Annotated in this window: 9 protein-coding genes; 8 read left to right on the plus strand and 1 reads right to left on the minus strand. The window is 62.8% G+C overall.

The annotated features are described in order from the left end of the window. The first annotated feature begins 16 nt into the window (after positions 1 to 16). Entirely contained in the window at positions 17 to 703 is a 687-nt protein-coding gene (locus QMK52_RS22580) for a GntR family transcriptional regulator (protein ID WP_005787864.1), read from the plus strand. A 137-nt stretch (positions 704 to 840) separates the two neighbouring features. Here the strand turns inward: QMK52_RS22580 and QMK52_RS22585 are convergent, their stop codons facing one another. Next, positions 841 to 5,709: an NAD-glutamate dehydrogenase gene (locus tag QMK52_RS22585; RefSeq protein ID WP_005787863.1), complete on the minus strand. Its 4,869-nt coding sequence runs from the start codon at positions 5,707 to 5,709 to the stop codon at positions 841 to 843. Positions 5,710 to 6,190: 481 nt separating this feature from the next. On the opposite strand from QMK52_RS22585, the gene QMK52_RS22590 reads away from it, so the two are divergent. The 7 genes from QMK52_RS22590 to QMK52_RS22620 all read left to right on the plus strand — a co-directional run bounded on the left by QMK52_RS22590 (position 6,191) and on the right by QMK52_RS22620 (position 13,646). Next, on the plus strand, positions 6,191 to 6,544 hold the full coding sequence (locus tag QMK52_RS22590; RefSeq protein ID WP_320403449.1) for a hypothetical protein: 354 nt from the start codon (positions 6,191 to 6,193) through the stop codon (positions 6,542 to 6,544). Between the two features lie 259 nt (positions 6,545 to 6,803). Continuing rightward, positions 6,804 to 7,763 carry an AAA family ATPase gene (locus QMK52_RS22595; protein WP_005787860.1) on the plus strand — a complete coding sequence of 320 codons (960 nt, stop codon included), beginning with the start codon at positions 6,804 to 6,806 and terminating at the stop codon, positions 7,761 to 7,763. Between the two features lie 5 nt (positions 7,764 to 7,768). Then, positions 7,769 to 8,701 carry a DUF58 domain-containing protein gene (locus tag QMK52_RS22600; RefSeq protein ID WP_005787858.1) on the plus strand — a complete coding sequence of 311 codons (933 nt, stop codon included), beginning with the start codon at positions 7,769 to 7,771 and terminating at the stop codon, positions 8,699 to 8,701. Continuing rightward, the gene (locus QMK52_RS22605; protein ID WP_003190798.1) at positions 8,698 to 9,192 is read left to right on the plus strand and encodes a DUF4381 domain-containing protein; all 495 of its coding nucleotides are present in this window, start codon (positions 8,698 to 8,700) and stop codon (positions 9,190 to 9,192) included. The genes QMK52_RS22600 and QMK52_RS22605 overlap by 4 nt, the downstream gene beginning before the upstream one ends. Next, entirely contained in the window at positions 9,185 to 10,273 is a 1,089-nt protein-coding gene (locus QMK52_RS22610; protein WP_005787856.1) for a vWA domain-containing protein, read from the plus strand. The genes QMK52_RS22605 and QMK52_RS22610 overlap by 8 nt, the downstream gene beginning before the upstream one ends. Beyond that, the gene (locus tag QMK52_RS22615; RefSeq protein WP_005787854.1) at positions 10,270 to 12,009 is read left to right on the plus strand and encodes a tetratricopeptide repeat protein; all 1,740 of its coding nucleotides are present in this window, start codon (positions 10,270 to 10,272) and stop codon (positions 12,007 to 12,009) included. Before QMK52_RS22610 ends, QMK52_RS22615 begins: the two co-directional genes overlap by 4 nt. Further along, a complete protein-coding gene (locus QMK52_RS22620) occupies positions 12,006 to 13,646 on the plus strand; it encodes a BatD family protein (protein WP_005787853.1) in 1,641 nt (546 codons plus the stop codon). The genes QMK52_RS22615 and QMK52_RS22620 overlap by 4 nt, the downstream gene beginning before the upstream one ends. The last annotated feature ends 116 nt before the right edge of the window (positions 13,647 to 13,762 follow it).

Raw genomic sequence — 13,762 nt, forward strand, 5'->3', positions numbered from 1 at the left:
TTTTCGGAGACCGGCCATGAACGCTCACGCCCTGCAACGCGATTCCACTCTCACCTCCCTACGCTGGGCGCCCGAAAAAAAGCCCTCGGTGGACGATATCTACCCACGCTTGTTCGACGCCATCCTTGAGCAGCGCATTGCCCCCGCCAGCCGCTTCACCGAAGAAGGCCTGGGCGAACTCTTTGGCGTGAGCCGCAGCGTGATTCGCCGGGTGCTCGCCAAGCTGTCCCATCAGCAAGTGGTCATCCTGCGCCCCAACCAGCGCGCCCAGGTCGCCGCGCCGGATGCCCAGCACACACGGCAGATTCTGGAAGCACGGCGCCTGACCGAAATGACCGTGGTGCAACTGGCCTGCGCCCAGGCCACAGCGATGCAGATCCGCCAACTGCGCGAGCTGATTGCGCAGGAGCGCGACGCCATTGAGCGTGACCAGCGTGGGCCGGCGATCCGGTTTTCTGGAGAGTTTCATCTGCAACTGGCGCACATGGCAGGCAATGCGCCGTTGGCACAGTTTCTCAACAGCCTGGTGCCGTTGACGTCGTTGATCATTGCGCAATTTGAAACGAAGGCCTGCACGTATTGTGCGTGGCAGGAACATGTGGCGATTGTGGATGCCGTGGAACAGCGCGACGCCCACACGGCTGTCGCCCTGATGACCCAGCACCTGAATCACCTGGAAACCCGGCTACTCAAACACCACTGACCTGCGGATAATAAGGAGATCCAAATGTGGGAGGGGGCTTGCTCCCTCCCACACTAGCCCTTCAGTGTTTGATAAATGGTGTTCCAATAAAAAGCCCCCGCATCTCACGATGCGGGGGCTTTTGGTTTACCGAAGCATCAAGCCGGCTGCAACACCGACTGACCACTCAACGCCAGGTCCAGCAACTCACGATTGGCCACCGCGTACATGGCGTAGTCCGTGCCAACCGCAGCACGAATTTCCACCATCATGGCACGCCAGCGATCAGCCATGTCCTGGTGCTGTTCAAGCCACAGGGCCACGCGGGCTTCCATGTCTTGTGGCGCGTCGGCCATTTGCAGTACCGAAATGGTAATCGCCCGTTGCTGCCAGTCCACATCATCGCGGAAGGCTTCGCGGGCCTGGGCCTGCCAGTTGTTGGCCACTGGCAGATCGCTGATCTGCTGCAGGTACCACGGCAGGTCCAGAGCGCTGCCAACGGCGAAGTAGGCTTTGGCCACTTCGGCGGCGTCATGCCCGGTCACGTCGGCGGCTTCGATGATCGGCAGCAAGGTGTACAGGTGGGTAGTGCCTGCAACCATGCGTGCCAACAACTCCGGTACGCCGGCCTGGGTGTAGGCCTGGTAACGGTTCTGCCAGCCTTCACGGGTCGGACCTTCCAGCAGTTCGTCGAGCTTGAGGCCCAATGCCGCCAGGTGCGGACCGAAGTGCGCTGTGTCACGCCCGGCGTCCTGTTCGTTGCGACGGCTGCGCAGGAACCAGCGCGTAGCACGACGGCCCAGGCGCATCAGCTCGTCCATCAGCTCCAGTTGCACGTCGGCCGACACCTGGTGGTCCAGGGCTTCGATCTGACGGAACCAGTGCGGGAGGTGGAAGATATCGCGCACGATCACATAGGCACCGGCGACGTTCGCCGGGCTCATGCCGGTCGACTCTTTGAGTCGCTGCACGAAGGTGATGCCCATGTGGTTGACCAAGTCGTTGGCGATCTGGGTGCTGACGATCTCGCGCTTGAGGCGATGGCGACGCATGGCTTCGGAGAACTTGGCCACCAGGCTCGGTGGGAACGCGGTCTCCATGTCACGGGTCAGGTATTCGTCATCCGGCACCAGGGATTTGAGCAGCGCTTCCTTGAGGTCGATCTTGCTGTACGAGATCAGCACCGACAACTCCGGACGGGTCAAGCCCTTGCCGGTCGAAGCGCGCTCGCTGAGCTGCTCTTCGGTCGGCAGGTACTCGATGGCACGGTCCAGCTTGCCACGGCCTTCCAGGTCGCTCATCAGGCGTTTGTACTCGGCGGCGCGCTCGTAAGCCTTGCGTGCGGCCAGGGACAGGGCCTGGGTCTGCTTGTAGTTGTTGCCCAACACCAGGTGGCCGACTTCGTCGGTCATGCTCGCCAGCAACTGGTTGCGTTGCTTGTCGGTCATGTCACCGGCCTGCACCACTTCGTTGAGCAGGATCTTGATGTTCACTTCGTGGTCGGAGCAGTCCACGCCACCGGCGTTGTCGATGAAGTCGGTGTTGGAACCGCCACCATTGAGGCCGAATTCCACACGACCCAGTTGGGTCATGCCCAGGTTACCGCCCTCGCCCACCACCTTGCAGCGCAGCTCGTTGCCGTTGACACGCAGCGCGTCGTTGGCCTTGTCGCCCACGTCGGCATGGCTTTCGGTACTGGCCTTGACGTAGGTACCGATACCGCCGTTCCACAACAGGTCCACCGGCGCCTTGAGCAAGGCGTTGAGCAGTTCGGTCGGGGTCAGCTTGTCGGCCTGGATGTCGAAACGCTCTTTCATCTGTGGCGAGATGGCGATGCTCTTGGCGCTGCGCGAGAAGATACCGCCGCCTTCAGACATGATGCTGGTGTCGTAGTCGGTCCAGGACGAACGCGGCAGCTCGAACATGCGCTGGCGCTCGACGAAGCTGGTGGCCGGGTTCGGGTTCGGGTCGATGAAGATGTGCAGGTGGTTGAAGGCCGCCACCAGTTGCAGCTTGTCGGACATCAGCAAGCCGTTACCGAACACGTCACCGGCCATATCGCCGACGCCCACTACGGTGATGCTGTCTTCCTGCACGTTGATGCCGCGCTCGCGGAAGTGACGCTGCACACCCACCCACGCGCCCTTGGCGGTGATGCCCATTTTCTTGTGGTCGTAACCGGCAGAACCGCCGGAAGCGAACGCGTCACCCAGCCAGAAGCCGTAGTCGATAGCGATGCCGTTGGCGATGTCGGAGAAGGTCGCAGTGCCCTTGTCCGCCGCCACCACCAGGTAGGGGTCATCGTCGTCATGACGCACGACGTTGGCCGGTGGCACCAGGGCGCCGTCCTTGAGGTTGTCGGTAATGTCCAACAGGCCGGAAATGAAGATGCGGTAGCAGGCGATGCCCTCGGCCGCGATCTCGTCCCGGCTGCCGCCCAATGGCAGGCGACGCGGCAGGAAGCCGCCCTTGGCGCCCACCGGCACGATCACCGAGTTTTTCACTTGCTGGGCTTTTACCAGGCCGAGCACTTCGGTACGGAAATCTTCTTCACGGTCGGACCAGCGCAGGCCGCCGCGAGCGACGTTTCCGAAGCGCAGATGCACACCTTCAACCCGTGGCGAGTACACGAAGATTTCAAACTTCGGCACCGGCTTGGGCAGCTCAGGGATCGCGTGCGGGTTGAACTTGAAGCTGAAGTACGACTTGTTCTGGCCGTTGGCGTCAGTCTGGTAGAAGTTGGTACGCAGGGTCGCCTTGATCAGGTCCAGGTAGCGACGCAGGATACGGTCTTCGTTGAGCACCTGAACATCGTCCAGGGCGGTGAGGATCGCTTGTTCCAGGCGTTGCTGCTTGTCTTCCAGGTCGTCGGCGGTGAGCTTGCGCGCCAGGTAGAAGCGGGTCTTGAACAACCGGGTCAACTCGCGGGCGATGTCGGTGTGGTTGTTCAGGGTACTGGCGATGTAACCCAGGTCGAAGCCCAGGCGGATCTGCTTGAGGTAACGGGCGTAGGCACGCAGCAGCGCAACGTCACGCCATGGCAGGCCGGCGGTCAATACCAGGCGGTTGAATGCATCGTTCTCGGCGTCGCCATGCACGATGTGCACGAAGGCGTCCTGCAGGGTGTCGTTGAGCTGCTGGATATCCAGGTTCACGCCTTCGGCGGCGATGAATGCAAAGTCATGGATCCAGAACTCACGGCCATTGGCATGGCGCAGGCGATACGGAAACTCGCCCAGCACGCGCAGGCCGAGGTTTTCCAGGATCGGCAGCACGTCGGACAGCGCCAGCGGGGTGTCAGCGTGATAGAGCTTGCAATGCAGTTCGCGCTGACCGGAGACCTGGCCCAGCGGCTGATAGAAGCTCATCACCAGCGGGTTGGCTTCGGTGAGGCTGTTCAGATGCTGCATGTCGACCACGGCCGAATGCGCGGCGAAACGCTCGCGGTAGCCGGCCGGGAAGCCTTTGGGGAAGTCCGCCAGCACGTTGGTGCCGTGGGCTTCGCCGAAACTTTCCACCACCAGACTGGCGTAGTCGTCCTGCCAGCTGCGGCAGGCTTGCACCACTTCTTTTTCCAGTTGCAGCGGGTCGATGTCCAGGCGGTTCTTCGGGTCGACCCGCAGAATCAGTTGCACACGGGCCAGCACGGACTCGGAGAAGAAGGTCCAGAACTCGCAGTCCGAAGCCTTGAGGCGATCCATCAGCACTTGCTGGATCTTCTGGCGCACTTCGGTGGAGTAGATGTCGCGCGGCACGTAGGCCAGGCAGTAGCAGAAACGACCGTACGGATCTTTGCGCAGGAACACGCGGATCTTGTTGCGTTCCTGGATCTGCACGATCGACATCACGGTGCTGAATAGCTCGTCGACCGGGGTCTGGAACAGGTCGTCACGGGGCAGCACTTCAACCACCTGGGCCAGTTCCTTGCCCAGATGCGCCTTGGCCTGGAAGCCCGAGCGACGCTCGATTTCCGCTACCTTGCGGCGAATGTACGGGATCACTCGCACGCTTTCGCCGTACACCGAGGAGGTGTAGAGGCCCATGAAGCGGTGTTCCTTGATGACCTTGCCGTCGGCACTGATCTCGCGGATCGACACGTAGTCCGGATACGCCGGGCGGTGCACGCGGCTTGGGTGTGCAGCCTTGGCGAACGACAGCACCGTCGGTTCACGCAGGTAGGCCACGGCGTAGTCTTCGATGCGCAGGTCTTCGGCGGTGAGGCCGGCGCGCAGCAGCTTGGTCAGACCGAGGAAGGAGCTGGCGTCATATTCGATATGACCGCCGTCCGCCTCGTCACGTACCACGAACTCTTCATAACCCAGGAAGGTGAAGTGGTTGCCCACCAGCCATTCCAGGAAGTTCTTGATCTCGGCTTTTTCTTCACCGTCGATCGTGAACGCGCTGGCGTCGATACCGGCCAGCAGGTCCTGGACCTTGGCTTTCATCGGTTCGAAATCGGCCACGGCCACGCGCACTTCGCCCAGCACCTGCTCCAGCTCTTTGCTCAGCACGTTCAGCTCGGCGGCGTTGGCGCAGCGGTCGATCTCCAGGTACATCAGCGATTCTTGCAGGATGCCTTCGCCCTGGGTGCCCTTGGGCAGGATTTCCAGCAACTCGCCCTTGCTGCCACGGCGCACGCTGAGCACGGTGGTTTGCAGGGTGTGGATGCTGTAGCCACGGCGGTTCAGCTCGGTACGGACCGAGTCCACCAGAAATGGCAGGTCATGGTGCAGCACTTCGACCGCGGTGTGGGTCGATTGCCAGCCATGACGTTCGTAATCGGGGTTGTAGACCCGCACTTGCGGTTGGGTGTGATCGAAGCGCTCAAGCAGGCGCCAGGCAGACAGGGTGCAACCGGCCAGGTCGGAAAGGCGACGCTGGGTCAGTTCGTCCAGGGAAATGATGCCGAAGAATTGCTCAGCAAACAGCGCCACTTGTGGCAGTGCCTGTTCACTGATGTGCTGCGCCAGTGCCGCTTGCAGTTGATGCTGGAAGTCGGCCTTGCTGGCTGCGGTGAAGAACGCCATCTGTGGTACTCCGCTTGGGCTTGTTATTGATGGAAGCGTCGCGTGTTATCCCCTTGCGGGGAGACCGTCAGCTCTGTTCGTGGGTCACGATAAACGAATCAGGCCGACAGGTGGGTGAAGCTGGACAGGACAGTCAGGTCACATACAACTTCCACAAGATGCACACCTTGCCGGGTGACGGTACGACGGGCAGGTCAGGCGCCGGGCGCGGGGCACATCCGTTGCGCAGCTTAACGAGTGTAGGAAGACCGCTGCTTGCGACGCTGCGACATATTCGGTCATCGGTAAGCAGGCAATAGGTTGCAACTTGGGCAACCGCGATTTTCCGGGCAAAAAACCTGCGCTTTTCAGCCCTCTGAGTACCGAAAATGACTGATACCGCACCCCAGGTCATGCCCTGGGTCTGACACACCCTGCAGCATAAAATTCGCCGCAATGGCACAATTGCCAGCGCAACGCCCTCCTCCACACAGGATTTCCCATGCTGCAGCTGAAAACCGACGCCCTGATGGCCACCCCGTGCGACGAAGAAGAAGACAACATGACCATGCTTTGCTGCCACGGCAAGAACGGCGAAATGTTCATGTTGAGCCGCTACCCGGATGAAGAGGAAGTGGAACTGACCTGGGATTACGAGCCGTCGACGCTGGATGGGCTGAAGATCACCTTGAGTGCCACGACGTTGCTGGTCGAACTTGCAGCCGGTGATGCCGATGCATTGGGTGGCAAGGATCATCTGGAGATCACCCACGCCACGGCCGCATCCGACCTGGCTGAAGTGGAGGAAACCTTGCAGAAAATCCTCGCAGGCACTGGCACTTTCATCCGGACTTGAGCTGCACCCTGGTTCAAATGTGGGAGGGGGCTTGCCCCCGATAGCGGCGGGCCAGTTAATACATCGGTGCCTGACACACGGGCATCGGCGGCAAGCCCCCTCCCACATTGACCGTGTTCCCACACCAAAAGCCTACAAGTTTTTCTGAAAATACCCGTGACGTCGTTAGTCGTCACCCCCTTCGATGCATTAAAGTAAGCCTCCCAAGCCTGGCGCTCGCGCTCCACCATCAGGCTCATCTTTCCAGGAACCGTCATCGATGGAACATCGTGAAGCGCTGCTTGCGCTGCGAACCTTTCTTTCTACGCAGATTCTCGGCCAGGAAAAACTCATCGATCGCCTGCTGATTGCCCTGCTCGCCGACGGCCATATGCTGGTCGAAGGCGCACCGGGGCTGGCCAAGACCAAGGCGATCAAGGAGTTGGCCGAAGGCATCGAAGCGCAGTTCCATCGTATCCAGTTCACCCCCGACCTGCTGCCCGCCGACATCACCGGCACCGAGATCTATCGCCCGGAAACCGGCAGTTTCGTGTTCCAGCAGGGGCCGATATTCCACAACCTGGTGCTCGCCGACGAAATCAACCGCGCCCCGGCCAAGGTCCAGTCGGCCTTGCTTGAAGCGATGGCCGAGCGCCAGGTCAGCGTGGGCCGTAGCACTTACGAGCTATCGCCGCTGTTTTTGGTGATGGCCACGCAGAACCCCATCGAGCAGGAAGGCACCTACCCTCTGCCCGAAGCCCAGCTCGACCGCTTCCTCATGCACGTCAAGATCGGTTTCCCGGACGCCGCCGTCGAACGGCGCATCCTGCAACAGGCCCGCGGCGAAGCGCTCAATGGCGAAACCAAGCCTGAGCGGCGCGTCAGCCAACAGGCGATCTTTGCCGCCCGCAAGGAAATCCTTGGCCTGTACATGGCCGATGCGGTAGAGGAATACCTGGTGCAACTGGTCATGGCCACACGTACGCCTTCCAAGTTCGACCCGGAAATGGCCGAGTGGATCGCCTATGGCGCCAGCCCCCGAGGCTCCATCGCCCTGGACCGTTGCGCCCGCGCCCACGCCTGGCTGGCCGGTCGCGACTTCGTAAGCCCCGAGGATATCCAGGCGGTGCTGTTCGACGTGCTGCGTCACCGCATCATCCTGTCGTTCGAAGCCGAAGCCGCCGGGATCGACCAGGACCGTGTGGTGCAACGCATTCTTGACGTTGTTGCCGTCGCTTGAAGCCGATGAACGCCAGCGATGGTATACGCGTAACCCTCAGTGAACTGATTGAGATGCGTCACCACGTGCGCGAAGTGCAGCTGTTCTCCACGCCCGGCCAGCGCAGCCCGTTGATCGGCCTGCACCACTCCAAGCTGCGCGGGCGCGGTGTGGACTTCGATCAGGTGCGGGTGTACCAGGCCGGCGACGACGTGCGCACCATCGACTGGCGCGTGACAGCGCGCACCCAGGAACCGCACACCAAGTTGTTCCACGAAGAACGCGAACGGCCAATCTTTATCATGGTAGAGCAGAGCTGCCGGCTGTTCTTTGGCTCGGGGCAGATGTTCAAGTCGGTGCTCGCCGCACAAGCGGCCAGCCTGATCGGCTGGGCGGCCCTGGGGCATAACGATCGGGTCGGCGGTCTGGTGTTCGGCGACAGCGAGCACTACGAAATCAAGCCTCGACGCAGCAAACAAAGCCTGTTGCAGCTGCTTAACCGCCTGGTGCGGGTCAACCAGAGCCTGAACACCGAAAGCCGCCCCGAAGCTGACGCCCTGGGCATGGCCTTGCGCCGTGGCCGTGAAGTGTTGCGACCGGGCAGCCTGGGGATTGTGATCTGCGATGAACGGGCGCTGACTGACAGCGCCGAGCAACAGCTGAGCCTGCTGTCGCGACATTGCGACCTGTTGCTGCTGCCCATTTCCGACCCCCTTGATCACGCCCTGCCCGCCGCCGGGTTACTGCGCTTCGCAGAACGTGGCGCACAGCTGGAACTGGACACCCTGAACATTGATTTGCGCCAGGCCTACAAAGCCCAGGCCGAAGCGCGTATCGCCCGCTGGGAACGGCTCGCGCAAAAGCTGCGGGTGTTGTTGATGCCGTTGAGCACACAGAGTGAAATGGTCGAGCAATTGCGCGAGTACCTCAACCCGCAACGCCCGGTTAAAAAACAATGAGCAGCCTGGACCAACTGCAACCGCTGATCGCCCCGCCGGCCATCGGCTTCTGGCCGCCTGCGCCCGGCTGGTGGCTGTTGCTGCTGGTGATCCCGCTGCTCGGCTGGGGCCTGTGGTGGTTGCGCCGCTTCCTGCCAGCGCGCCGCCCCGTGGCCCGCGCCGAACAACCGCTGGACCCGCTGCGCATCGCCGCCCTCGCCGAACTGGCCTTGATGCCCAAGCCCTACGACGGCGCGCCCGCAGGTGCCTGGCTGCAACAACTCAACGGCCTGCTCAAGCGCCTGTGCCGTAACGACTACCCGTATAGCCAGAGCCATACCCTCAACGGCCGCAAATGGCTGGCCTTCCTCGACAACCGCTGCCCCGCCGCCGGCCTGACACGCTGGATGGTACTGGTGGAAGGCGCCTACAAGCCCGAATGCAAACTCGATGACAAAGCCATCGCCGGCCTGACCCAGGCTGTCGACACCTGGATTCGCAAACATGTTTGAGTTCGCCTGGCCGTGGATCTTTACCCTGCTGCCATTGCCCTGGTTGATGCGCCTGATCCTGCCCGTGGCCGACAGCGGCGAGCCGGCATTGAAAGTCAGCTACCTCAGCGACCTCGAAAGCCTCGCCCGTCGCCGCGCCCGGGCCAACCTGCCCGGCTGGCGTCAGCAGGCCCCCTTCGTGGTGCTGTGGCTGCTGTTGCTGACCGCCGCCGCACGCCCGCAATGGCTTGGCGAACCTTTACCGATTGCCGCCAGTGGCCGGGACTTGCTGGTGGCGGTCGACGTGTCCGGCTCCATGGATTTTCCCGACATGCACTGGCAAGACGAGGACGTGAGTCGCCTGGCCCTGGTCAAACACCTGCTCGGGGACTTTCTTGAAGAACGCGAAGGTGACCGCGTGGGCTTGATCTTGTTTGGTACTCAAGCCTACCTGCAGGCACCGCTGACCTTCGATCGGCGCACCGTACGTACCTGGCTGGATGAAGCGCGTATCGGCATTGCCGGCAAGAATACCGCTATCGGCGATGCCATCGGCCTGGCCTTGAAACGCCTGCGCCAACGCCCGGCGCAAAGCCGTGTGCTGATCCTGATCACCGACGGCGCCAATAACGCCGGGCAGATCGACCCGTTGACGGCAGCGCGACTGGCGGCCGAAGAAGGCGTGAAGATTTACCCGATCGGCATTGGCGCCGACCCGGAGCAAACCGGTTCCCTGGGCATTCTCGGCGTAAATCCGAGCCTGGACCTCGACGAACCGGCGCTCAAGGCGTTGGCCGAGGCCACCGGCGGCCAATATTTCCGCGCCCATGACGGCGAAGAACTGCAGCAGATCAAGGAGACCCTCGACACCCTGGAGCCCGTCGAACAACAACCCACCCAAGCGCGACCGGCCCAGGCGTTGTACAGCGGCCCGCTGGCGCTGGCGCTGATCTTGAGCCTGTTGCTGGTGATCCAGGAACGCTGGCCCAACAACGCCTTGCAACGCGGGTTCAACAAGCTGTCGAGCAGAGGGATCTTCCTGCAACAACACCCTGAATGGCGCCAGCGCCTCAAGCGCCTGCGTTTGCGGAGACGTCGATGATCGCCCTGTGGCCGCACTGGTTCCGGCCCTGGTGGCTGTTGCTGCTACCGCTGCTCGGCTGGTTGCTGTGGCAGTTGTGGCACCGACAAAAGCGCGCCGGCCGCTGGCAGATGATCCTGCCACCGGCCTTCCATGCCGTACTGCTCAGTGGCGGCAACGGCCGCGAGAGCAAATCGCCGTGGGTGGTGCTGGGCATCGCCTGGCTGTTGGCCGTGCTGGCGTTGCTGGGGCCCAGTTGGCAACGGGTTGAACAGCCCAGTCAGAAACCCGCTGACCCGCTGGTGGTACTGCTGGAACTGACCCCGGAAATGCTTGCCACCGACAGCCCGCCCAACCGTCTGGAGCAGGCGCGGCGCAAGCTGTATGACCTGCTGCAAGCACGCACCGATGCGCAAACCGCCATCGTCGTGTATGCCGGCAGCGCCCATACGCTGGTGCCGCTGTCGGACGACCTGGCCACCAGCCGCAATCTGCTGGAGGCCCTGCGCCCCTCGATCATGCCCGAGCCCGGCCATCGCGCCGATCTGGCCGTGGAAAAAGCCCTCGGCCTGCTCAAGCAAGGCGGGCTCGGCCAGGGGCGCCTGCTGCTGATCGGCTCCTCGCTGTCGAAACAGGAGCGCCAGGGCATCCGCCTGCAACTGCAAAGCGCCCAGGCACCGCCCTTGTCGATCCTCGGCATCGGCAGCCGTGAAGGCACACCGGTGACCCAGGAAAGCGGCGAGTTCCTCAAGGACGACCAGGGCGCGATCCTGGTGCCACGCCTCGACAGCCCGACGCTCAAGGCCTTCGCCAGTGAAATGGGTGGCCGCTACCGTGCAGCGCGCCTGGATGACAAGGACCTGCGCCAACTGGGTATGCTCGACAGCGTACAAGCCCTGCGCAACGACGGCCAAGTACTGCACCTGGACACCTGGGCCGATCAGGGTTACTGGCTGCTGCTGCCGCTGTTACTGCTGGCCGCCTGCGCCGGGCGTCGCGGCTGGCTGTTCTGCCTGCCGTTGCTGCTGCTGGGCGCACCACAACCCAGTTACGCCTTTGGCCTTCAGGACCTGTGGCTGCGCCCCGACCAGCAAGGCCAATACCTGCTCAAGCACAAGCGCCCAGCCGAAGCCGCCGAACACTTTCAAGACCCGCAATGGCAAGGTGTAGCCCTGTACGAAGCCGGCAATTACGCCGAGGCGATCAAACGTTTTGCCCAAGGCAACGACGCTTATTCCCACTACAATCGAGGCAATGCTCTGGCCAAAGCCGGTGAACTCGAAGCCGCTATCGACGCCTACGAGCAAGCCCTGGAAGCCCAGCCCGATCTGCAACCGGCGCTGAAAAACAAGGCCCTGGTTGAAACCCTGATGCAAGAGCAAGCCCAGCCCGAACCGACCCAGCCTGCAAAAAACGAAGATGACGAAAGCCCCCAACCCGGCCAAACTGCGCAACCGGGGGCCAGCGGGCAAACGGGCCAGAGTGGCGAACAATCGCCCCAGGGCCAGGGCGAAGCCAGCAGCGGTGAAACGCAGGCCGGCGCCACCCCACAGCCAGGCCACAATGAAGTGCCGGGCAGCGAACTGGGCGACGAGCACACCACCACGCCGCCCCTGCGCCCTGTCGACACCCGCCTTGAAGGCGAGCGCCGCCAAGCGCTGGAGCAATGGCTGCAAGAGATCCCGGACAACCCCGGCGAACTGCTGCGGCGCAAATTCTGGTACGAACAGCAACAACATCAGGACACGACTCGATGAGCCGCCGCACCACCCTTTTGCTTCTGCTCGCGTTGTCGGCAGGCCACGCCCAGGCGGCGAACCTGGTTGCCAGCGTTGACCGTAACCGCCTCAACTCCGGGGAAACGGTGGAGCTGACGGTGGAGTCCAGCGATGTAACCCAATTCGGCAAGCCGGACCTGTCGCCCCTGGACGCACAGTTCGAAGTCAGCGGCACCCGCCAGATCAACCAACTCACCACCCTGGGCGGCGATAACCACGCCACCACCCGCTGGATCATCACCCTGCTGCCCAAGGAAAACGGCAACGTGGTCATCCCGCCGTTGCAAGTGGGCGCACTCAAGACCCAGCCGATCACCCTGCAAGTGGTCGAAACCGCCAGCCAGAACACCAGCACCGAACTGGCCCCGGTATTTATCGAGGCCAACCTCGACCAGACCGCCGTGTACGTCCAGGCCCAGGCGCTGTTGACCGTACGCGTGTACCACTCGGTATCGCTGTATGACGACAGCAGCCTCACGCCCTTGCAGATCCCCGATGCCCGTGTCGAACAACTGGGCGAGTCGCGCACCTATGAGAAGGTCATCAACAGCATCCGCCATGGCGTGATCGAGACCCGCTACGCTGTCTACCCCCAGCACAGCGGCACGGTGGTAATTCCGGCGCAGACCTTCAGCGCTACCCTGGTCGAATCGCGCCCCCCCCAGGAAAACACACTGCAGGGCACCAAGCCGGGCAAGATGATCCACGTCAGCTCTGCAGCCCTGCCGTTGACGATCAAACCCAAGCCGGACCTCTACCCCGCCGACGCTCCCTGGCTGCCGGCGCGCAGCCTGACCCTGAGCGAAGGCTGGAACCCTACGCCGGACCACGTGCAGGTCGGCGACTCTCTGACCCGCAGCCTCACCGTGCAGGCCGAGGGCTTATCCAGCGCACAGTTGCCGGCGCTGCCCAGCGCCGACGTCAACGGCCTGCGCCGCTACCCGGACCAACCGGTACTGGGCAACCAGACCAGCGACCGCGGCCTGATCGGCAGCCGTGAAGACCGCGAAGCCCTGGTGCCAACCCGCGCCGGCGAGCTGGAACTGCCGCCGGTGGAAGTGGTGTGGTGGAACACCCACGAAGATCACCTGGAACGCACCACCCTGCCGGCGCGCACTATGCAAGTGGCGGTCAATCCCAGCCTGGTGGTGGACACACCCGCCACGCCGACCATCATCACTGCACCCGACGATGAGCGCCTGTGGCTGTGGCAACTGAGCACGCTGATCCTGGCTTGCACCACGTTGCTGGGCTTCGGCCTGTGGTGGCGCGCCCGTCGGCAGCCGGCCGTACAGCGCGCCGCGCAAACCGGCCCAAGCCCACGCACCCTGCTCGACGACCTCAAGCGCGCCACCCAGGCCAACGATCCGCAAGCCACCCGCCAGGCCCTCGATGCCTGGGCGCGTCAACAGCCGGAAACCCTGGCCGACATGGCGGCGCGGTTTGTGCCATTGTCAGATGCCCTGGATGGCTTGAACGGCGCGCTGTACAGCGAAAGCGGCCAGTACTGGCTGGGTGAAGACCTGTGGCGTGCAATCAAGGCCATCCCCGTGGCCGAACGCGAGCAAGACCCGGCGACCGACACCACCAGCTTGCCGCCGTTGTATCCCAAGTAATACCGCAAACTCATGTGGGAGGGGGCTTGCTCCCGATGGCGGTGGATCAGCCAGTTAATCCATATCTGACTCATCGTCATCGGGGCAAGTCCTCTTCTATATCGGGTCTGGGCCAC

Origin of the sequence: Pseudomonas sp. P9_2 (assembly GCF_034008255.1) — a bacterium.
GTDB lineage: Bacteria > Pseudomonadota > Gammaproteobacteria > Pseudomonadales > Pseudomonadaceae > Aquipseudomonas > Aquipseudomonas synxantha_A.

Coding starts and splice junctions, on each gene's coding strand:
- QMK52_RS22580 (WP_005787864.1), top strand. CDS start 17: ATGAACGCTCACGCCCTGCAACGCGATTCCACTCTCACCTCCCTACGC.
- QMK52_RS22585 (WP_005787863.1), bottom strand. CDS start 5,709: ATGGCGTTCTTCACCGCAGCCAGCAAGGCCGACTTCCAGCATCAACTG.
- QMK52_RS22590 (WP_320403449.1), top strand. CDS start 6,191: ATGCTGCAGCTGAAAACCGACGCCCTGATGGCCACCCCGTGCGACGAA.
- QMK52_RS22595 (WP_005787860.1), top strand. CDS start 6,804: ATGGAACATCGTGAAGCGCTGCTTGCGCTGCGAACCTTTCTTTCTACG.
- QMK52_RS22600 (WP_005787858.1), top strand. CDS start 7,769: ATGAACGCCAGCGATGGTATACGCGTAACCCTCAGTGAACTGATTGAG.
- QMK52_RS22605 (WP_003190798.1), top strand. CDS start 8,698: ATGAGCAGCCTGGACCAACTGCAACCGCTGATCGCCCCGCCGGCCATC.
- QMK52_RS22610 (WP_005787856.1), top strand. CDS start 9,185: ATGTTTGAGTTCGCCTGGCCGTGGATCTTTACCCTGCTGCCATTGCCC.
- QMK52_RS22615 (WP_005787854.1), top strand. CDS start 10,270: ATGATCGCCCTGTGGCCGCACTGGTTCCGGCCCTGGTGGCTGTTGCTG.
- QMK52_RS22620 (WP_005787853.1), top strand. CDS start 12,006: ATGAGCCGCCGCACCACCCTTTTGCTTCTGCTCGCGTTGTCGGCAGGC.